This window comes from Nocardia sp. CA-135953, from assembly GCF_050955735.1.
Lineage (GTDB): Bacteria > Actinomycetota > Actinomycetes > Mycobacteriales > Mycobacteriaceae > Nocardia.
Genome location: NZ_CP192082.1, coordinates 1,223,878 through 1,247,942, shown reverse-complemented (window position 1 = coordinate 1,247,942; position 24,065 = coordinate 1,223,878). Strand labels below are relative to the sequence as shown.

Here is a 24,065-nt window from a genome sequence, read left to right as displayed (position 1 = left end):
GCCCCAGGTGCGCACGACCTCCGACCGATTGGTCGGGGTGGCATGCACCGAATCGGCGACCAGTGTCGCGCTTGATGGAGTGGTCCACGAACCGCGCGGTGGTGACCGCAGGGCAGGCAGTGCACCGAGACGGGACTGGCCGACTGTAAAGCGGAAAGACAAGAGCCCCGCACCTTTCGAGGTGCGGGGCTCTTACTTTCGTGTACCGCCCGGGCGGTCTCGGTTACTCGACGATCACGATTCGCACGTCCTCGTTCGCCGCGTCGGTCGACTCGCCCACCGTGACGAACCAGTGGGTGACCTCGCCGTCGGCCAAATCATCGGCGATGTCGTCCGCACCGGGCAGCACCGACAACGCTCCGGCAACGGCTGCTGTCATGGACTCCAGGAATGCGGCTCGACCCGAGATGGCGGTGGTGAAGGTTGTCGACTCGTAATCGATGTCGTACTCCGAGCGGACCTGCTCGGCCTGCTCGAGTGCCTCGGTTTGGCTGAAGGCGCGTACGGCGCCGTCGGCGGTGAGGATTACGAAGGCCGGGTGTTCCTCGGCGAGCGGGCGGACCCGATCGGCGTAGGAGACCGGGTGCGATGGGGCGGCGGCCAGTTCGGCCCGGACCGCCGGATCGCTCGGGACCAGCCAGTTGATCGGGCCGTCGGTCGGTTCCAGCGTGATACCGAAACCGGCTCCGGCGGTGGCCATTTCGGCGGCGGACAGATCACCGGCGAACAGGCAGGCGGCACCGGCCTTCTGGATTGCCCAGACCGCGACCACCGCATCCACCGAACGCGGCAGCGCAAGCGCCACCACATCGCCGGGTCCGGCGCCGTGCGCGATGAGCACCCGGGCCAGCTGCGAGGAACGACGATCCAGGACGTGGTAGGCGATTTCGTCGCCGTCCACCAGCAGCGCGGGCGCCTCGGGATCGGCCTCGACCACCTCGGCGAGCACCCGCGACACCGTGCGCGCACCGACCCGGCCGACCGGTTCCGGTGCGGGTGCCGTTGCCGCGATACCGGATTCGACGAGCAGGCGGGCCCGCTCACCGGCATCGAGGATATCGATATCGCCGACCAGTCCGGCCGGATCACCGAGCAGTGCGTCCAGCACCCGGAGCAGCCTGGTGGACAAGGTCTCCACCTCTTCGGCGGTGAACCGGCTGAGCAGGTACTCGAAGGTGAATTCGAGGGTGGACTCCGCGGTCACCTGCAGGGTGAGCGGATAGTGCGTCGCACTTTCCATGCCGACACCGGTCACCGACATGCCGTCGATCGAACTCGCCGCGGCGATCGCCTCCCGATCGATCGGGTAGGACTCGAACACCAGCAGGGTGTCGAAGTGCGAGGCGATTCCAGCGGCCCGCTGGATATCGGACAGGCCGACGTAGTGGTGGTCGAGCAGCTCGGTCTGGTCACGCTGCAACCGCTCGAGCTGATCGTCGACGGTCGCGCGGTCATCGATGCGCACCCGGACCGGGAGCGTATTGATGAACAGACCGACCATCGATTCCACGCCGGGCAGCTCGGCGGGCCGACCCGACACCGTGGCGCCGAAGACCACATCGGCGCGGCCGGTGAGCCTACCGAGCAGGATGCCCCAGGCCGCCTGCACCAGGGTGTTGACCGTGATGCCGAGTTCGGCGCAGTGCTTGGTCAGCTGACGGGTGCGGTCGGCGTCGATCTCGGTGATCAGTTTCGCGGTCTCGTAGGTCTCGGCCGTCCGCGCCGGCGGCGCCAATTCGGTCGGTTCGGTCGCACCGTCGAAGGCATCGGCCCAGACCCGCAGCGACGCGTCCTGATCGCGAGTGGCGAGCCAGTCCAGGAAGTCGCGGTAGGAGGAGACCTGCGGCAGTGCCGACTGATCACCACGCGTCGCATAGAGCACCAGCAGATCCCGCATCAGCAGCGGCATCGACCAGCCGTCGATCAGCACGTGGTGCGTGGTAATCGCCAGCGTCCATTCCTCGGCAGCGGTGCGCAACATCGTGTAGCGCACCAGCGGCGGGCTGGACATGTCGAAGCGGTCCGCATGGTCGGCATCGATCCGGCGACGCAGTTCGTCGGCCCGCTCCGCCTCCGGCACATCGGTGAGATCCTCGATGCGCCAGGGCACTTCGATCCGGTCGAGCACGACCTGGCGGACCTGACCGGTGGAATCGGTGACGAATGCGGTGCGCAGGTTCGGGTATCGATCCAGGATCGCCTGCGCCGCCGCGTGCAACCGCGCCACATCGACCGCTCCGGCCAGCTGCACCACGGCCTGCATGGTGTAGACGTCCACGGTGGCCGTGGTCATCAGCGCGTGGAAGAGCAGACCGGACTGCAGCGGCGAGACCGGCCAGACATCGTCGAGGCCCGGGTAGGTCTGCTCCCACAGGTCGATATCGGCCTGGCCGACCCGCACCAGCGGCAGATCCGACGGCGTATGACCACCGGCGTCCGGCCGCTGCGCGTGCTTCGCCAGCGCGGTCAGCGCGGCAACCCACAGCTCCGCCAACTCCTGCACCTGCTCCGGGGACAGCAGCCCGACCGGGAACTCGAAGGTGGCGAGCAACCGCGGACCGTCGTCCTCGTCGCCGACGGTGACGGCGATATCGAGCGCACCGTTCGCGGGCATGGTGGCATCCCGCTCGGTCTTGATCGCCGCTTCCTGGTATCGGAAGCCGACCTGACCGGCCAGCGGCAGATTCAGCAGCCCGTGGCCGACGCCATGATCGGGCACCGCGAGCAGCTGTTCCTTCACCGACTTGATGAGCGAACCGGCGGCAGCGCCGCCGTCGAACGCATCGGCCAGATCGATCCCGTTCAGCGCGAGCCGGGCCGGGTAGACGGCGGTGAAAGCGCCCACGGTGCGCGACAATTCGGCACCGTCGACCGCCGCCCGGCCGTCTCCGTCGAGCCGGATCAGTACATCCGATCCATGCTCCGCACCGCGCCAGCGCACCAGCGCCATGGCCAATGCCGACAGCAGCCCGTCCGGCACGCCGCCGTGGAACCGCGCCGGGACCATGGTGAGCAGGACCTCGGAGATCTCCATCGGCACCTCGATACGGACCCGGCGCGTGGTGGCGACGGTATCCAAAGCCGGATCGAAGGCCCGCGCGCCGAGCAGCGGATCGGGTGTGGCCGAAACCTCCTGCCAGAAAGGCAGTTCGGCGGCGCGGTCGCTCGCCTGCTCGGTCAGGCCGTAGGCCCAGCGCCGCAGCGAGGTACCGACCTCGGGCAGGGCGCCCTGGTCGTCGGCGATCAGATCGAGCAGATCGCCGGTCAGGATGCCGAGGGACTTCGGATCGGCCGCGAAGCCGTGCACCACGACGAGCATGAAGTTGCCGCCGTCGAGCCGGTCGGCGGTACAGCGCACGAACTGCGCCATCACACCGTTGGCCGGATCGAGGCGATCCGCGGCGGCGGCGCGTTCGTTGTCGGCCAGGCGCATGAGTTCGTCATAGCCGTAGTCCTGGTCGAGGACGGCATCGAAGGCGACCTCGTGCACCAGCGCATCGATATCGATGGCGCCGCGCTCGAGCGCTTCGAATTCCCAGGCCTCGTCGACCTTGCGCAAGCGAGTGCGCAGCGCATCGTGCCGGTCGACCAGGGCGGCGATCGCCGCACGCAGCCGATCCCCGTCGAGTTCGCTCGGCAATGCCACCGCCGCCTCGTAGGAGAAGCGCTGGTACGCCGTGTCGTTCGCCGATACCGCCGCGATACCGGGCAGCAGCGGGATCTCGCCGATCCCACCACCGGGCAGCTCGGCCATGGTCGCCTGCCGCAGATCCGCGGCCGAGGACGCGATCGCGGCGAGTCCGGCGACGCTGCGCTGGTCGAAGACATCGCGCACGGAGAACACCACGCCCTGTACCTTCGCCCGCGATACCAGCTGGATCGACAGGATGCTGTTACCGCCGAGTGCGAAGAAGTCGTCGTCGGCGCCGATCCGTTCGATGCCGAGCACATCGGCGAATACACCGGCCACGATCTGCTCGACCGGGGAAACCGGCGCGCGGAAGGCGGCATGTTCGAAGGTGGGCTGCGGCAAGGCGTTTCGATCGAGCTTGCCGTTCGCATTGAGCGGCAGGGCGTCCAGCGCCAAGAAGGCGCTCGGCACCATATACGACGGCAACTCGGCGGCCAACGCCGACTGCACCGCACTCTTGTCGAATTCGCCGGTAATCGGAACCACATAGGCGACCAAGCGGTCACCCAGTGCCGGATCGGTATGCGCGAGCACCGCGGCCGACGCGATCGCGGTCTGGCGCAGCAGCGCCGCCTCGATCTCGCCGAGCTCGATACGGAAACCGCGGATCTTCACCTGGAAGTCGGTGCGGCCGCGGTACTCCAGCTCACCATGAGCATTCCAAGCCACCAGGTCACCGGTGCGGTACATCCGAGCGCCGGATTCGAACGGATCGGCCACGAACCGCTCCGCGGTCAGATCGACCCGGCCGAAGTAGCCGCGTGCCAATTGCGCACCGGCCAGATACAGCTCACCCGAAACACCCACCGGCACCGGACCCAACCGCGAATCCAGCACGTAGACACGGCTGTTCCACTCCGGGGCACCGATCGACACCGAGACGGTGTCCGCATCGGTCACCTCGTGGTTGGTGATCGAGACCGCGGCCTCGGTCGGGCCGTAGAGGTTGAACAGACCGGCCGCGTTCGACTCCCGGAACCGCTGCGCCGTCGCGGCGGGCAGCGCCTCACCGATGGCGAGTACCCGGCGCAACGACTCGGGCAACTGTCCGTCCGATTCGATCAGCAGGGCATCCAACATCGACGGCACCACATGCAGGGTGGTGACGGCGGCATCGCGCATCAGCGTGTTGAGGTAGGACGGATCGCGATGACCGTCGGCGGACGCGATGACCAGTCGGCCACCGGAAACCGCCGCCGACCAGAACTCCCACACCGAGAGGTCGAAGGTCGCGGCCGTCTTGAGCAACACCGCGTCCTCGGCGCCGAGGCCGAATTCGGCCGTCTTCCAGAGCAACTGGTTGACGATCGCCGCATGCGGCACCGCGACACCCTTGGGGCGACCGGTCGAACCCGACGTGAAGATCACGTAGGCCGTATTCGCCGCGCGCAATGGCGCGATCCGCTCCGCGTCGGCGATCGGCGTGTCCGTGATGTCCGCGAGTGCGTCCATCCGGACGACATCGGTCACCGAGGTCTGGAAATCGGTGTCGGCATCGGTCACCACACACAGCGGCCGAGCGGTTTCGAGAATGTAGTCGGTCCGCTCACCCGCCTGATCCGGATCCAGCGGCACGTACGCGCCACCGGCCTGGGTCACCGCGTACATCGCGACCACCAGGTCCACCGAGCGGCGCAGCGCGAGCGCCACCCGCGCCTCCGGACCGACACCCAGCGAAATCAGGTGCCGCGCAAGACGATTAACCCGGGAGCCGAGTTCGCCGTAGGTAACGGCGGTACCGTCGTCGCCGACCAACGCCACCGCGTCCGGCGTGGCTGCCACGGTCCGATCCAGCAGCGAGGCCAGCGTCGCGGACGAATCCACCTGGTGCGCTGTGGCATTGCGGCCGGAGACCAGTTCGCGGAGTTCGTCCGCTGCCATGATCTCGAGATCGCCGACAGCCGAGCGCGGCGCCGCGATGATCTCGGCGAGCACACGTGCGAAGCGATCGGCGAAGCCACGGACGGTATCCGCGTCGAACAGATCGGTGGCGTAGGTGAAGTATCCGCCGATACCCGACGGAGTCCCGTCCTCGTCGTAGCTATCCGCCACGATCAGATGCAGATCGAACTGCGAGAGCTGGGTGTCGATATCGAATCCGGCCACCGTGAGCCCTGGCAGTTCCAGCGTGGTCCGCGCCAGGTTCTGGAACGACAGGCCCACCTGGAACAGCGGATGACGCGCCTGCGACCGCACCGGGTTCAGCACCTCGACCAACCGCTCGAACGGCACATCCGCATGCGCGAACGCCTGGATATCCGTTTCGCGCTGACGCCCGAGCAGATCCGTGAACGCCTCGCCGCGCTCCAGCTGGGTACGGAACACCAGGGTGTTGACGAACATGCCGATCAGGTCGTCGAGCACGGCCTCACCGCGACCTGCCATCGGTGTGCCGATCGCGATGTCATCGGTTCCGGAGAGCCGCGAGAGCATTACCGCGAAGGCGGTGTGCACCACCATGAACAGCGTCGCCCCCTCGGCCCTGGCCAGACCGACCAGCGCACGATGCGTTTCGGCGTCGATGCTCAGCTCGACCTTGCCGCCGGTGAAGGACTGCACGGCGGGACGCGGGCGATCCGACGGCAGATCCAGCTGATCCGGCACATCCGCCAACGCCGACTGCCAGTAGGCGATCTGCTTGGCCGCCAACGACTCCGGATCATCCTCGCTGCCGAGCAGCTCGCGCTGCCAGATGGAGTAGTCCGCGTACTGCACCGGCAGCGGCGTCCACGTGGGCGATTCGCCGACCGAGCGGGCCGCGTACGCCGTCATCAGATCCCGGGTCAGCGGTCCCATCGACGAACCGTCACCCGCGATGTGGTGCACCACGAGCACCAGCACGAACTCGTTCAGGACAGGAGCGGAGCCTGCGGAGCGACCCGACGACACAGGAGCGGAGCCTGCGGAGCGACCCGATGACACAGGAGCAGAGCCTGCGGAGCGACCCGATGACACAGGAGCAGAGCCTGCGGAGCGACCCGATGACACAGGAGCGGAGCCTGCGGAGCGACCCGATGACACAGGAGCGGAGCCTGCGGAGCGACCCGACGGCACAGCGCCGGGGATGTCGGTCACCTGGAACAGCTCGATACGGACCGGCACCTCGGCGGTGACGTCGAACGGCGCCGCCATCACCGCGATCACCGTGGATTCCAGTTCCGCGGCCGCGATCGGCCGCAGCTCCAGTGCCGGAACAGCCTGCGCCACCGGCAGAATCACCTGTGCCGGGGCGCCCGCGGTCTCCGGGTACACCGTCCGCAGAATCTCGTGCCTGCCGACCAGATCCGCCATGGCCGCGCGCAGCGCGTCGACATCCAGCGCACCGGTCAACCGGACCGCGATGGGCAGGTTGTAGGCCGCCGACTCGGTGTCGAAGCGGTTCAGGAACCACATGCGCTGCTGGGCCAGCGACAACGGCACCGGATCCGGTCGCGGACCGGCGACCAGCGGCCGCCGCTCGCCCACGCCGGACAGCTGCTCCAGCTTCACCGCCAGGGCCGCCACGGTCGGCGCCTCGAACAGCGCGCGCACCGGCACCCTGCCGCCGATCGCGGCGCTCAGGCGCCCGACCACCTGGGTGGCGACCAGCGAGTTGCCGCCGAGTGCGAAGAAGTCGTCGTCGGCGCCCACGCGCTCGATACCGAGCACGTCACTGAAGACGCCCGCCACGATCTCCTCCACCGGCGTTGCCGGGGCACGGAATTCGCGCGTGGTGAAGGTCGGTTCGGGCAGTGCCTTGCGGTCGAGCTTGCCGCTGGAATTCAGCGGGAGGGCATCGAGCACCACGATGGCGGCCGGAACCATGTAGGCCGGAAGCACATCCGAGACCTCGGCCAGCAGTGTCGGCTGGTCGATGGACTGACCCGGCGCGGGAACCACGTAGGCGACCAACTGGTCGCCCAGTGCCGACGCGGCCACCAGCGCCACCGCCTGGCTCACCGCGCCATGGGCGAGCAGCGCAGTTTCGATCTCGCCGAGCTCGATCCGCTGGCCGCGGAACTTCACCTGGAAGTCGGTGCGACCCAGGTACTCGAGGCGATAGCCCGCATCCGCAGGTTCGCGCCAGACCACGAGGTCGCCGGTGCGGTACATCCGCGCACCGGGCGCGAACGGGCTGGCCACGAAGCGATCCGAGGTCAGATCCGGCCGCGCGACGTAACCGCGAGCCAGCTGATCACCGGCGAGGTACAGCTCACCGGCCACGCCGGCGGGCACCGGCCGCAGCCGCGAATCCAGCACGAACACCTGGGTGTTCCACTGCGGCAAGCCGATCGGCACGGTGCGCACATCCGTCTCGCGCGCGGGCCAGTAGGTCACCGACACCGCGGCCTCCGTCGGCCCGTACAGGTTGTGCAGTACCGCGTCCGAAACGGTCCGCCACGCAGTCACGGTTTCCGGCGGCAGCGCCTCACCGATCACGAACACGTCCCGCAGCGTCGGCAGCGAGCCCGCCGCCAGCTGTGCGGCGAACACCGTCAGCATGGACGGCACGAAGTCGGTGACGGTAACCCCGTGCGCGGCAATCGCTTCCGCCACATAGGCCGGGTCGCGATGGCCGTCGTGGGTGGCGACCACCAGTTTCGCACCCGCGCGCAGTGGCATGAAGTAACCCCACAGCGACACGTCGAACGTGGTGGCGGTCTTCTGGAAGTACACGTCGGCCGAGCCGAGCGGGTACTCGGCGAGCATCCACTCGATCTGGTTGTTGATCGCCTCGTGCGATACCGCGACGCCCTTCGGACGACCGGTCGAACCCGAGGTGAAGATGACGTAAGCCGGGTTGTCCCGGGTTACCGGGCGCAGCAGCTCACCGGGTTCGATCGGAGCGGAGGAGAACCCGTCCAGCTCCAGCGAATCCAATTCGAGCACCGGGATGTCCGCGGGGACCGGCACCGCGTCGGCCGCGGTGGTGACCACGCACGCGGGCTGGGCGGTGTCCAGGATGTGCGCGATCCGCTCCGCCGGATGATCCGGATCCAGCGGCACATACGCGCCACCGGCCGTCACGATCGCGTACATGCCGACGACCAGATCCAGCGACCGTCGAACGGCGAGGCCGACCAGCGACTCGGCACCGACACCTTGCGAAATCAACAGGCGGGCAAGCTTGTTCACCCGCTCGTCGAATTCCCGATACGTCAGTGTCGCGGAGCGACTCGATGGGGGGTGGTGGTCGGGCGACGGGTGGGCCAGCTCGGCACCCTCGAACACCAGCGCGACGGCATCCGGTTGCGCCACGACAGCGCGCCGGAATCCGTCGAGCAGCAGTTCGGGCCGCACCGGATGCGCGGTGGCGTTCCAGCCGTCGAGCATCCGTTCCCGCTCCACCGACGTGAGCAACTCGAGATCGCCCACCGCGGCGCGTGGCGCGTTGATGATCTCGCCGAGCAGCCTGGTGAACCGGTCCGCGAACCCTTCGACCGTGCTGCGGTCGAAAAGATCGGTGGCGTAGGTGAATATGCCTGCGATGCCCGCGGGAGCCCCGGACTCGTCGTACAGGTCGCTGAGAATCAGATGCAGATCGAACTGGGAGATGCGGGTATCGAAGTCCACGCCCGAGACCGTGAGATCCGGCAATTCCAGGGTGGTCTGGGCCAGGTTCTGGAACGACAGGCCCACCTGGAACAGCGGATGCCGCGCCTGCGACCGCGCGGGGTTCAGCACCTCGACCAACCGCTCGAACGGAACATCGGCATTGGCGAACGCCTGGATGTCGGTTTCCCGCTGCCGCCCGAGCAGATCCGCGAACGGCTCGGCCGAATCCAGCCGGGTACGGAACACCAAGGTATTGATGAACGTACCGATCAGGTCGTTCAGCGCCGCCTCACCGCGGCCCGCCATCGGCGTACCGATCGCGATGTCGTCCGTGCCCGACAGCCGGGACAACAACACGGCCAGCGCCGTGTGCACGATCATGAACAGCGTCGCACCCTCGGCCTGCGCCACCCCGCTGAGACCGCGGTGGGTGTCGGCGTCGATGCGCACCTCGACGGTGCCACCAGCGAAGGACTGCACCGCTGGCCGCGGACGATCCGCGGGCAGGTCCAGCTGCTCCGGCAGATCGGCCAGCGCGGTCCGCCAGTAGGCGACCTGCTTGGACATCAGCGATTCCGGATCGTCCTCGCTGCCGAGCAGTTCGCGCTGCCAGATGCTGTAGTCCGCGTACTGGACCTCCAGCGGCGCCCAGTTGGGTGCGACACCCGCCGAGCGCGCCGCGTACGCCGTCATCAGATCCCGTGTCAGCGGTCCCATCGAGGAGCCGTCACCGGCGATATGGTGCACGACCATCGCGATCACGTATTCGGGAGCCGAACTTTCGGTGTCGATCTCGAACAACCGCACCCGCACCGGCACCTCGGCGGTCACGTCGAACGGCGCCGAAATCAACTCGACCACAGCGGTTTCGACCTGATCCGGTGTGACCATTCGGACGTCCAGCTCCGGAATCGCCTGTCCCACCGGCAGAATCAGTTGCACCGCTCCCGACTCGGTCTCCGGGTAGATGGTGCGCAAGACCTCGTGCCTGCGCACCAGATCCGCGATCGCGGCGCGCAGTGCGTCCACGTCGAGCGCGCCGGTCAGCCGCACCGCGATCGGGACGTTGTAGGCGGCGGACTGGGTGTCGAAGCGGTTGAGGAACCACATCCGCTGCTGTGCCAGCGACAGCGGAATATGTTCCGGCCGCGGACCGGCGACCAGGGCGTGCCGTCCGCGCCCGTCGGCCTGCTGTTCGACCCGGATGGCCAGTGCGCCGACGGTCGGCGCCTCGAACAGCAGTCGCACCGGGACGCGGGTGTTCAGTGCCGCGCCGAGGCGCGCCGCGACCTGCGTCGCGAGCAGCGAGTTACCGCCCCACGCGAAGAAGTCGTCGTCCAGGCCGAGCCGCTGTGCCTGCGCTCCGGAACCGAGGTGCAGCACCTCGGCGAAGGTATTCGCGACGATCTCCTCGATCGGGGTGACCGGCGCGCGGAAGACCGCCTTCTCGAAGGTGGGCTCCGGCAATGCCTTTCGATCCAGCTTGCCGTTCGCGTTCAACGGCAGCGCATCGAGGGTGAGGAAGACCGACGGCACCATGTAGGACGGCAGCTCGGCGGCCAGCGCCGACTGCAGCCGCGTGTTGTCGAACTCATCGGCTTCGGGCACCACGTACGCGACCAGCCGGTCGCCCAGGTTCGGGTCGGTGTGCGCGAGCACCGCGGTGGCCGCGACCTCGGGCTGGCGCAGCAGCGCCGCCTCGATCTCACCGAGCTCGATCCGGAAACCGCGGATCTTCACCTGGAAGTCGGTGCGGCCGCGATACTCCAGCCCGCCCTCGCTGTTCCAGGCCACCAGGTCACCAGTGCGGTACATGCGCTCGGCTGCGCCGAACGGGTTGGCCACGAAGCGATCCGCGGTCAGGTCGACGCGCCCGAAGTAGCCGCGCGCCAACTGCGCACCGGCCAGATACAGCTCACCGGAGACACCGACCGGTACCGGACGCAGCCGCGAATCCAGCACGTACACCTGGCTGTTCCACTCCGGAGCACCGATCGGCACCGACACATTGTCGGCATCGGTGACGGTGTGCGCGGTGATCGACACCGCGGCCTCGGTGGGGCCGTAGAGGTTGAACAGCTCGGCCGCGTTGTCCCGCCGGAACCGCTGCGCGGTCGTCGCGGGCAGCGCCTCACCGATCGCCAGCACCCGCCGCAGCGACTGCGGCAGGCGGCGACCGGATTCGGTGAGCAGCGCGTCCAGCATCGACGGCACCACGTGCAGTGTCGTGACACCGGTGGAGCGCATCAACTCGTTGAGGTACGCGGGATCGCGGTGACCATCGGCGTCGGCGATGACCAACCGGCCACCGCAGACGGCGGCCGACCAGAACTCCCAGACCGAAAGGTCGAAGGTCGCCGCGGTCTTCAGCAGCACCGCGTCATCGGCGGCCAGGCCGAATTCGGCTGTCTTCCACAGCAACTGGTTGACGATCGCCGCATGCGGCACCGCCACGCCCTTCGGCTGGCCGGTGGAGCCCGAGGTGAAGATCACATACGCGGTATTCGCCGCCGCCAGTGGCCGCAGCCGGTCGCCGTCGGAGATCGGACCGTCCGCGACACCGGATAGATCCAGCTCATCGATCGACACCACCGCGGCCACGGTGCTGTCGAAACCATCGCGACCGGTGGTCAGCACACAGACCGGTGCCGCGGTGCTCAGGATGTAGTCGGTGCGCTCAGCGGGCTGATCGGGATCGATCGGCACATACGCCGCACCCGACTTCGCCACCGCGTACATCGCGACCACGAGATCCACCGAGCGCCGAATGGCCAGCGCCACCCGGTCCTCCGCGCCGACACCGAGCGTGATCAGGTGACGCGCCAGGCGGTTGGCCCGGCCGTCCAACTCGGCGTAGGTGAGCGTCGTGTCCTCGGCCACCAGCGCCACCGCATCCGGGCTCGCCGCGACGGTGGCGTCCAGCAGGGACACCAGCGTGGTCGAGGCGTCGATGTCGAGCGAGTGCGCGGTGTCGTTCCAGGCACGCAGGATTCGCGCGTTCTCGGCGGGCGAGAGCAGATCGATCTCGCCGACCCGCACATCGGCATCAGCCAATACGGCATCGAGCACCAGCACGAAGCGGTCGGCGAAGCCCTGCACCGTCGACTCGTCGAACAGGTCGGTGGCGTAGCCGAATTCGGCGACGATCTGCGCGGGCGTGCCGTCCTCGGCGTAGCGGTCGTACAGCGTGACGTGCAGATCGGTCTTGGCCAGCTGCGAATCGAAGTTCACCGCGCTGACCGAAAGGCCGGGCAGCGTGAAGGTGGTCTCGGCCAGGTTCTGGAACGAGAGTCCGACCTGGAACAGCGGATTGCGCGCCGTCGAACGCTCCGGGTTGAGCACCTCGACCAGCCGCTCGAACGGCACATCGGCATTCGCGAATGCCTCGAGGTCCCGCTCGCGCACATCGGCGAGCAGGTCGGCGAAGGTGTCACCGGGCTCGATGATGGTCCGGAACACCAAGGTGTTGACGAACATACCGATCAGATCGTCGAGTTCGCGTTCACCGCGACCCGCGATCGGGGTGCCGACCGCGATGTCGTCGGTACCCGACAGTCGCGAGAGCAGTACGGCCAGCGCCGCATGCGTGACCATGAACAGCGAGGCGTTATTGGCCCGCGCCAGCTCGTGCAGTTCGGCGTGCTTGTCCGGTGCGATCTCGAAGCGAATCGCCTTGCCCTGGAACGACTGCGCGCGCGGGCGCGGCCGGTCGGCCGGCAACTCCAGCTGATCGGGCATGCCCGCGAGCGCGGACTGCCAATAGGCGACCTGCTGTGCCGCAAGCGATTCCGGATCCTCTTCGGAGCCGAGCACTGCACGCTGCCACAGCGCGTAGTCGGCGTACTGCACCGGCAGTGGCTGCCACTGCGGGATCTCCCCCTGGGCCCGTGCCACATACGCCGCCATGACGTCGCGGGCCAGCGGACCCATCGACGAACCGTCGGCCGCGACATGGTGCACCGTGAACGCCAGCACGTGTTCCTGTTCGGCGAGCCGGAACAGGCCCACCTTCAGCGGCACCTGCACGGTGACATCGAAGGTGGTGAGCGCGAATTCGATCACCGCGCCGACCAGGTCCGATTCCGAGATATCGGTGACGGTCAGCTCCGGCACGGCCTGGTCGGCGGGCAGGATCACCTGGTGCGGGCCACTGGCCGAACTCGGGTAGGTGGTCCGCAGCACCTCGTGCCTGGCGAACACATCGCCGAGCGCCTTTTCCAACGCCGCCACATCCAGTTCACCGGACAACCGCACCGCGAGCGGGATGTTGTCCACAGCCGAGGTGGTGGTGTCGAACTGGTTGAGGAACCAGTACCGCTGCTGTGCGGGCGAGAGCGGCACCCGGGCCGGGCGCTCCCCCGCGACCAGCCGCGGCCGGGTGCGGCCGGATCCGGCATTGTGTTCGGCCTTGGCCGCCAGCGCGGCGACCGTCGAGGCCTCGAACAGATCGCGGACCGCGAGCTGGGTATCCAGCGCCGCGCCGATGCGCGCGGTCACCTGGGTGGCCAGCAGTGAGTTGCCGCCGAGTTCGAAGAAGTCGTCGTCCAGGCCGACGCGCGCGACGCCGAGCACATCGCTGAACACGCCCGCCACGATCTCCTCGATCGGGGTGGACGGTGCGCGGAACACCTTCGCCTCGAAGACCGGCGCGGGCAGCGCCTTGCGATCCAGCTTGCCGGAAGCGTTGAGCGGGAACGCGTCCAGTACGACGAAGGCGGTCGGCACCATGTACGCGGGCAGCTCGCCCGCGAGTTCGCCGCGCACCTGGTCGATATCGATCGAACGATCCGCCGCCGCGATCACATACGCGACCAGCTGATCACCGAGGCGGTCGTCGGAGCGGACCAGCACGGCCGCCTGCGCGATCGTCCCCAGCGCGGTGAGCGCCGATTCGATCTCGCCGAGCTCGATCCGCAGACCGCGCAGTTTCACCTGGAAGTCGGTGCGGCCCAGGTATTCCAGCTCACCGTCGCCGGTCCAGGTGACAAGGTCACCGGTGCGGTACATGCGCCCGCCGGTGCCGAACGGGTTGGCCACGAAGCGATCCGCGGTCAGATCCGGACGCGCCACATAGCCGCGCGCCAACTGCTCGCCCGCGAGGTACAGCTCACCCGCGACACCGACCGGAACCGGGTGCAGGCGCGAATCCAGCACATACACCTGGGTGTTGAAGACCGGCGCACCGATCGGGACCGACACCGTATCGGCATCGGTGACCTCGTGATAGGTGACGTCGACCGCGGCCTCGGTCGGGCCGTACAGGTTGTGCAGCCAGACACCGGTCAGCTCGCGCAACCGCTGTGCGGTGACCGCGGGCAGCGCCTCACCGGAGGCGAAGACATTGCGCAGGTCGAAGCATTCGCCCGCCCGGTCGTCGGCCACGAAGACCGACAGCATGGACGGCACGAAGTGCACCGTGGTGACCTGCTCCTCGGCAATCGTCTGGACCAGGTAGGCCGGATCGCGATGGCCGTCCGGCTTCGCGATGACCAGGCGCGCGCCGACCTGCAGCGGCCACCAGAATTCCCATACCGACACGTCGAAGGTGGCGGGCGTCTTCTGCAACACCACATCGCCGCGATCCAGCCCGTATTCGGCCTGCATCCAGACCAAACGGTTGACGATCGCGGCATGGCTGACGGCCACACCCTTCGGACGACCGGTCGAACCCGAGGTGAAGATCACGTACGCGGTATTCGAAGGCCGCAGCGGCGCAAGGCGTTCCGCATCGATCAGCGGTTCGTCGGAGTATGCCGACAGATCCAGTGCCTCGATCTCGAGCGTCGGTGTCGAGCCCGCGTCGAACTCGTCGGCCGCGGTGGTCAGCACGCAGACCGGCTGCGCGGTGTCGAGCACATAGCGGGTGCGGTCGGCCGGATGATCCGGATCCAGCGGCACATACGCGCCACCGGCCACGCTCACCGCGTACATGCCGATCACCAGCTCGAAGGATCGGCGCATGCCGAGTGCGACCATCGAATCGGGTCCGACACCCAGCGAAACCAGGTACCGGGCAAGGCGATTCACCCGGGCGGTGAACTCCCCGTAGGACAGACTCGTCCCCTCGAACGTCAACGCGGTCGACTTCGGGCTCCGGACCGCCTGCTCCTCGAACATCGAGACCAGGGTTGCCTGGACATCGACGACATGGGCCGTTTCGTTCCACTTCTCGAGCACCAAGGTGTGCTCGGCGGCATCGAGCAGGTCGACGTCACCGACCGCGACGGCCGGATCCGCGACCACTGCCCGCAGCAGGCGGATGAGGCGCGTGGCGACACCGGCGATCGTCTTCGCGTCGAACATATCCGTCGCGTAGGCGAATTCGGCGGTCATGCCGTCCGCATTCCCGGCCGCGTCGAGCCGGTCGGCCAGGTTCAGGTGCAGATCGAACTTCGCGGTCACCACGTCGAGCGGCACACCCGCCACCTCGAGACCGGGCAGTTCGAACGATGCCTCACCGGTGTTCTGGAACGACAGCATCACCTGGAACAGCGGATGCCGCGCCTGTGAACGGGCCGGGTTGAGGATGTCGACCAGCCGCTCGAACGGCAGGTCGGCGTGGCCGAAGGCGGCCAGATCGGTTTCGCGTGCCCGCGCGACCAAGTCGGCGAAGGACGCGCCGGAATCGACCGGCGTGCGCAGCACGAGCGTATTGACGAACATGCCGATCGCGTCGTCGAGCACGGCCTCACCACGACCCGCGACCGCGGTGCCGATGGCGATATCGTCGCTGACGGACAAACGGGACAATAGGGCGGCAAACGCGGCGTGCACCACCATGAACAGGCTCGCGCCGTTCGCGCGGGCCAGTGCGTTGAGCTCGGTCAGCAACTGCGCGTCGATCCCGAATTCGTAGACGTCACCGCGGTTGGACGCGACGGCAGGGCGCGAACGATCCGACGGCAGATCCAGCTGGTCGGGCAGTCCGGCCAGATTCCGCGACCAGTAGGCAACCTGCTGGGCGATCAGCGATTCCGGATCGTCCTCGGAGCCGAGGGTGTCGCGCTGCCAGAGCGCGAAGTCGGCGTACTGCACCGCCAGCGGCGTCCAGGCAGGCGATTCGCCGCGGGTGCGGGCCACGTAGGCGACCATCACATCGCGAGCCAGCGGACGCACCGACCAGCCGTCACCGGAGATGTGGTGCACCACGAAGACCAGCACGTGGGTTTCCGTCGACGAGCCGTCGGTAGGTTCTGGTCGCTGCGCAGGCTCCGCTCCCGCATCTTCTGGTCGCTGCGCAGGCTCCGCTCCCGCATCTTCTGGTCGCTGCGCAGGCTCCGCTCCCGCATCTTCTGGTCGCTGCGCAGGCTCCGCTCCCGCAGGCGACTCGAGCCGGAACAGCTTAGCGCGCACCGGAACTTCGGCGGTCACGTCGAAGCCGGTCAGCACCAGTTCGCTGATGCGATCGCGAATATCGGTCTCGGACACCACGAGCGGGGTCAGGTCGAGGTGGACCTGACCGGTGGGCAGCACGACCTGCACACCGTGACCGTCGGCGGTCTCCGGGTAGACGGTGCGCAGCACCTCGTGCCGGTCCATCACGTCGGCGACGGCCATGCGCAGCGCATCGGTGTCGAGTGCGCCGGTGAGCCGGACCGCCAGCGGGATGTTGTTGACGGCGGTCTGGTTGTCGAAGCGGTTGAGGAACCACATCCGCTGCTGGGCCAGCGAGAGCGGAATCTGTTCCGGCCGCGGTCCGGCCGTCAGTTCCCGGCGTCCGCCGGTGCCCTGCTGCCCGTCCATCCGCGCGGCGAGCGCGGCGACATTGGGCGCCTCGAACAGCAGCCGCACTGGAATGCGGGTGTCGAGTGCCGCGCCCAGACGAGCGACCACCTGGGTGGCGATCAGCGAGTTACCGCCGAGGTCGAAGAAGTCGTCGTCCAGGCCGACCGGGCGCGCGCCGTCCGCGGTCGACAGACCGAGCACCTCGGCGAAGGTATCGGCCACGATCTCTTCGATCGGGGTCGACGGAGCGCGGAATTCCTTGGCCTCGAAGGCGGGTTCGGGCAGCGCGCGGCGGTCGAGCTTGCCGTTGGGGTTGAGCGGCATGGCTTCGAGCACCATGAGCGCCGCGGGAACCATGTACGACGGCAACTGCGCGGTCAGGTGGGTGCGCAGCGCGTCGATGTCGACGGTGGCGCCGTTCGCGGGTACCACGTAGCCGACCAGCTGATCACCGGTCCTGGCATCCGAACGCACCAGCGCCACGGCCTGGGCCACCGAATCGTGTGTGGTGAGGGCGGTTTCGATCTCACCGAGTTCGACGCGCAGACCGCGCAGTTTCACCTGGAAGTCGGTACGGCCGAGGTAGACGATCGAACCGTCGGCGGCCCGGGTCACCAGGTCACCGGTGCGGTACATGCGGGTGCCCGGCGCGTCGAACGGGTTGGCCACGAAGCGATCCGCGGTCAGATCGGTGCGCCCGAAGTAACCGCGCGCCAACTGCGCACCGGCCAGATACAACTCACCCGCGACACCCGGCGCGACCGGATGCAGGCGCGAATCCAGTACGTACGCCTGCGCATTCCACACCGGCAGGCCGATCGGCACCGCGCCCTCGACCTTGTCGGCCACCGGGCCGTGGGTCGCGTGGACGGTGAATTCGGTCGGGCCGTAGAGGTTGTAGAGCTGGGCCGAGCTGACCCGGCGGATGGCGTTCGCGGCATCGGCGGTGAATGCCTCACCGGCGATGAGCAGTGCGCGCAGCGATGCCAGCGCGTCGCTGCCGACAGCCGCGTCGACGCTGCTCGCGAAGACACTCAGCATCGAGGGCACGAACGAGGTCATGGTGACGCGCTCGGCCGCGATCACATCGGCCAGGTACTGCGGGTCGCGATGGCCGTCCGGGCCGGCCACCACGATCCGGCCACCGGTGCTCAGCGGGCCGAACAGTTCCCACACCGACACGTCGAAGGTGGCAGGGGTCTTGAACAGCACGACGTCATCGGCACCGATGCCGTATTCACCGGTGATCCAACGGATCTGGTTGACCACGGCCGCGTGCGGCACGGCCACACCCTTCGGCCGACCGGTCGAACCGGAGGTGAAAATGACGTACGCGGTGTTCTCCGCCCGCAGCGGTGCGATCCGCTCCGCATCGGTGACCGGCTCATCCGAGTACTCGGACAGATCCAGGTCATCGATGACGATCGTGGACAGACCGGTGCCGTCGAAGTCGTCACGCGAAGTGGTCAGTACACACACCGGCGCGGCCGACTCGAGCACATAGCTGATCCGCTCGGTGGGCTGATCGAGGTCGAGTGGCACATAGCCGCCACCGGCCTCCTGCACGGCGTACGCCGCGACAACAAGGTCGACGGAGCGCCGGAGACCGAGGGCCACCAAGCTCTCCGGGCCGACCCCATCCGCGATGAGGCGACGTGCCAAGCGGTGCACGCGGGCACCGAATTCGGCGTAGGTCAGTGCCGCACCCGTCGCCGGGTCCACGATCGCGACCGCGTCCGGCGTCGCCGCTGCCTGCGCGGCGAATGCGTCGACCAGCGTGCCGACCGCACCGAGATCGCGCTCGGTGTCGTTCCAGCCACGCAGTGCCAGTTCGGCTTCGGACGCATCGAGCAGGTCGATATCGCCGATGGCCCGATCCGGTTCGGCCGCGACGGCTCGCAGCAGCCGGTTGAACCGCTGTCCGAACGCCGCCATGGTGTCCGCGTCGAAAAGATCCGTGGCGTAGATCAATTCGCCGACGATGCCCGAAGGCGCGACCGTGGTGGCACCCGCACCGTTCGAGGTGCTGATCGGGGTCGCGGTCTGCTCCGAGAGCACCAGCTGCAGATCGAACTTGGCCACATCGATCGGCAGTTCGACACCGCTGACGGTGAGTCCGGGCAGTGCCAGGCTGTTCTGGCCGGTGTTCTGGAACGACAGCATCACCTGGAACAGCGGATGCCGTGCCTGCGAACGGGCCGGGTTGAGGATCTCCACCAGCCGCTCGAACGGCAGGTCGGCATGGCCGAACGCGCCGATATCGATGCCGCGCACGGTGCGCAGCAGTTCGGTGAAGGTGGCCGCGCCGTCGATCGGGGTCCGCAGCACCAGGGTGTTGACGAACATGCCGATCAGATCGTCGAGCGCGCGCTCACCGCGTCCCGCGATCGGCGTACCGATCGCGATGTCTTCCTCGCCGGACAACCGCGACAGCAGCACGGCCAGCGCAGTGTGCGCGACCATGAACAGCGTCGTGCCCCTGGTGCGCGCGAGTTCGGTGAGCTTGCCGTGGGTTTCGGCATCGATCTCGAACACGTGCGTCGCACCGCGACCCGACGCCACCGCCGGACGCGGCCGGTCGGCGGGCAGGTCGAGCTGTTCGGGCAGACCGCGCAAAGTCTCGGACCAGAACTCGATCTGCGCCGAGATCACCGATTCCGGATCGGATTCGGCGCCGAGCACCGCGCGCTGCCACAGCGCGAAGTCGGCGTACTGCACGTCGAGCGGACGCCAGGCAGGTTCGCCGCCCTCGACGCGCGCGGCATAGGCCGTCATCACGTCACGGGTGAGCGGACCCATCGAGAAGCCGTCGGCCGAAATGTGGTGCACCACGAGGGCGAGCACATGTTCGGTCGGGCTGATCTCGAACAGCTTGGCCCGGAACGGAACTTCGGCGGTGACGTCGAAGCCGGTCAGGATGACCTCCGCGACGCGCTGCGGCAGTTCGGCTTCGGTGACATCGATGGGCGTCAGATCCGGGATCACCCGGGCGGTGGAGACGGCCTGCTGGTAGGCGGTGCCGTCGTACTCCGGGTAGAAGGTGCGCAGCGATTCGTGGCGGGCCAGCACATCGGCGACCGCGATCTGCAGTGCCTGCCGGTCGAGCAGACCCGACAGCCGCACCGCGGCCGGGATATTGTCCACGGCCGATTCCGGATCGAAGCGGTTGAGGAACCACATGCGCTGCTGGGCCAGCGACAGCGGCACCCGCTCGGGACGCTGCTGCGGCACCAGGGCCATGCGCGCACCGGCACCGGCACGAGACTCCGCGCGGGCCGCGAGCGCGGCCACCGAGGACGCCTCGAACAGTTCGCGGACACCGAGATCGGTATCCAGTGCGGCCGAGAGCCGGGCGGCGACCTGGGTGGCGCTCAGCGAGTTACCGCCGAGTGCGAAGAAATCGTCGTCGAGACCGACGCGTTCCAGGCCGAGCACATCGGCGTAGGTGGCCGCGATGATCTCCTCGATCGGCGTGGTCGGCGCGCGGAATACCGCGGCCTCGAACACCGGTGCGGGCAGTGCCTTTCGATCCAGCTTGCCCGAGGCGTTGAGCGGGAAGGCATCGAGCACGATGACCACCGACGGGACCATGTACGCGGGCAGCTGCCGCGCCAGGTCCTCGCGCACCGTCTCGATATCCAGCCGCAGGTTCGGCGTCGCGATGATATACGCGACGAGCTGGTCGCCGGTGTGCTGATCACCGCGCACCACGACGACGGCCTGGGCGATCTCGTCCAGCGCGGTAAGCGCCTGCTCGATCTCGCCGAGTTCGATGCGCAGACCGCGCAGCTTCACCTGGAAGTCGGTGCGGCCCAGGTAATCCAGCTCACCGTCGGCCGTCCAGGCCACCAGGTCGCCGGTGCGGTACATGCGCGCGCCGTCGGTGGCGAACGGGTTCGCGACGAACCGATCGCTGGTCAGATCCGGACGCGCGACATAGCCGCGCGCCAGCTGGGTGCCCGCGAGGTACAGCTCGCCCGCGACACCGACCGGCACCGGACGTAGCCGCGAATCGAGCACGTAGACCTGGGTATTGAAGACCGGCGCACCGATCGGCACGGTGTCGGTGTCGGTCGCGACCACCTCGTGGAAGGTGACGTCGACCGCGGCCTCGGTCGGGCCGTACAGGTTGTGCAGCGCCGCACCGGTCAGCTCGCGCAGGCGATGCGCGGGCTTGGGCGGCAGCGCCTCACCGGAGGCGAATACCAGTCGCAGCGAATCACACCGCGCCGCGGCCGCATCGGCCACGAAGACCGACAGCATGGACGGCACGAAGTGGGTGACGGTGACCCGCTCCGCGGTAATGATCTCGGCGAGGTAGGCCGGATCGCGGTGCCCGTCCGGCTTCGCGATGACCAGCCGCGCACCGATCTGCAACGGCCAGAAGAACTCCCACACCGAAACGTCGAAGGTGGCGGGCGTCTTTTGCAGTACGGCGTCGGCGCCGGTCAGCCCGTAGGCCGACTGCATCCACACCAGCCGGTTCACGATCGCGGCATGGCTGACCGTCACACCCTTCGGACGACCGGTCGAACCCGAGGTGAAGATCACGTACGCGGTATTCGACGGGCGCAGCGGCGCACGCCGTTCCGCCTCGGTCACCGGCTGGTCCGAAAGCCCGAACAGGTCGAGCAGATCGATGCGCACCTGGGCGGTGTCGATCTTCAGATCGTCGCCGGAGGTCAGCACGCAGACCGGATCGGCGGTGGCGAGAATGTATTCCGTGCGCTCGGCCGGATGATCCGGATCCAGCGGCACGTACGCGCCACCGGCGACGGCCACCGCGTACATGCCGACCACCAGATCGATGGAGCGCCGCATGCCCAGGGCCACATACGATTCCGGGCCGACACCGCGTTCGATGAGCCAGCGCGACAGGCTGTAGACCCGGGTGCCGAACTCGGCGTAGGTCAGACTGGTCCCCTCGAACGTCAGCGCGGTCGCGTCGGGAGTTGCCGCGAGCTGGGCCTCGAACATCGAGACCAGCGTGGTCCCGTGAGCGGAGCCTGCGGAGCGAGCCGACAACGCCCCGTGAGCGGAGCCTGCGGAGCGAGCCGACAACGCCCCGTGAGCGGAGCCTGCGGAGCGAGCCGACAACGCCCCGTGAGCGGAGCCTGCGGAGCGAGCCGACAGCACAGCGTCCACATCGTGTGCGGTGTCGTTCCAATCGGACACCACCAGCTTGCGCTCGGTGGTGTCGAGCAGTTCGATATCGCCGACAACCGCGGCGGGTTCGGTGGTGATCGCGGTGAGCACCCGCACCAGGCGGTCGGCGATGCGGCGCACCGTCTGCTCGTCGAACAGGTCGCGCAGGTAGCCCGCGCGCACCCGCAGCTGGGAGTCCAGCTGCGCGATCAGGGTCAGCGGATAGTGCGTGGCGTCGGCGGCCTGCATATCGGCCACGGCCATGCCATCGATATCGGCGGCCTGCGCCCGGATGCCTTCGGCATCGACCGGGTAGGACTCGAATACCACCAGGGTGTCGAACAGACCGCCGATGCCGGCGGCGGACTGGATATCGGCCAGGCCGACATAGTGGTGATCGAGCAGATCCGCCTGCTCGCCCTGGGTCCGGGTGAGCAACTGCTCCACCGATTCCGACGGATCGAAGCGCACCCGCACCGGAACGGTATTGATGAACAGGCCGACCATCGACTCGACGCCGGACAGCTGTGCCGGACGGCCGGACACGGTGGTACCGAACAGCACATCGTCACGGCTGGTCATCCGGCCGATCAAGATGCCCCAGGCGACCTGGAGCACGGTATTCGGCGTGACGCCGAGCGAGGCGGCGAGTGCGGTGAGTCGCGCGGTCGCCTGCTCGTCCAGCTCGAAGAAGTATTCGCCGGACAGCGAGGTGATTTCGCGGGTCGCATCCGGGCGGGACAGCAGCGTCGGTTCGCTGACACCGCGCAGTGCTTCGGTCCACACGGCCACCGAGGCCGCGTGATCCTGCTGCCTGGTCCATTCCAGGAAGTGCCGGTAGGAGCGCACCGCAGGCAGCACATTGGCATCGGCGTGTGCCGCGTAGAGCACCAGCAGATCCCGCATGAGCAGCGGCATGGACCAGCCGTCGAGCAGGATGTGGTGGTTGGAGACCACGAACTGCCAGCTGCCGGTGTCCGATTGGCGGCGGCCGCGGGTTCCTGTGTCTGATTCGCGGCGCTCCCGGCCCCCTCCGTGGTTACGCTCCGCTACCGCCTCCGGGTGCGTCGCTCGCGCCGCAGTGTGGTCACGCTCCGCTACCGCCTCCGGGCCCGCCGCCGAAGCGGTTTGGATCAGCGTGAAGCGGACGAGCGGCGGCGCGGTCAGATCGAAGCGCTGGGTGCGGTCGGCGGCGATGAGATCGGCGGCCTCGCCGGATTCGATCCGGTCGTGCTCGGCCCAGGCGACCCGGGCGTTGTCGAGGACGATCTGGACCGGGTTGCCGTCGTTATCGGTGACGAACGCGGTGCGCAGGTTCTCGTAGCGATCCACCAGAGCCTGTGCGGCCGAACGCAATCGGGTCGGGTCCAGCCGGCCGGTGAGCGTCAGCACGGCCTGCGCGGTGTAGACGTCCACCGAAGTGGCGGCCAGCTGCGCGTGGAACAGCAGACCCGCCTGCAGTGCGGACAACGGCCAGATATCGGCAAGTGCCGGGAAGCGCTGCTCCCAGTTGTCGATATCGCGCTGTGTCAGCTCCCGCCCCGAGCCGCCCCGCGCCGAGCGCATCAGGGCGAAGTCCGACGGTGTGTGCCCACCCGCGCCGTTCGAATTGGCGTGCCGGGCAACCGCTTCCAGTGCGGTGGTCCACAGTTCGCCGAATTCGCGGACCTGCGCGGCATCGAGCAGGGTGCTCGGGTAGCCGATATTGGCGGTCAGCTTGTCGCCGACCACGATGGCATTGATGTCCAGCGGAGCCATCGCGGGCATATCCGCGTTGTAGGCGCCGCCGAGCGCACCGAGTTCGGCGGCCGGGATCCAGCCGAAGCCGCGCAGCGCCTCGGGCACATCGCCCTCGGAGACGCGGCCCAGGTAGTTGAAGCTCACCTGGCCCGGCTGTTCGACGGGCAGTTCCGTCGCGGTTGCTTCGTTCATGTAGCGCAGCAGGCCGTAGCCGATGCCCTTGTCCGGC

1 protein-coding gene (running past one end of the window) is annotated in these 24,065 nt (G+C 68.2%); it reads right to left on the bottom strand.

Annotated features, from left to right (window positions below):
* Positions 1-223 precede the first annotated feature (223 nt).
* Positions 224-24,065, bottom strand: the 3' portion of a protein-coding gene (locus ACQPXH_RS05590) for a non-ribosomal peptide synthase/polyketide synthase (protein WP_433603317.1). Its footprint extends 20,930 nt past the window's final position; 23,842 of the gene's 44,772 nt are visible here — the last part of the coding sequence; the start codon falls outside the window, past its right edge; it ends in the stop codon at positions 224-226.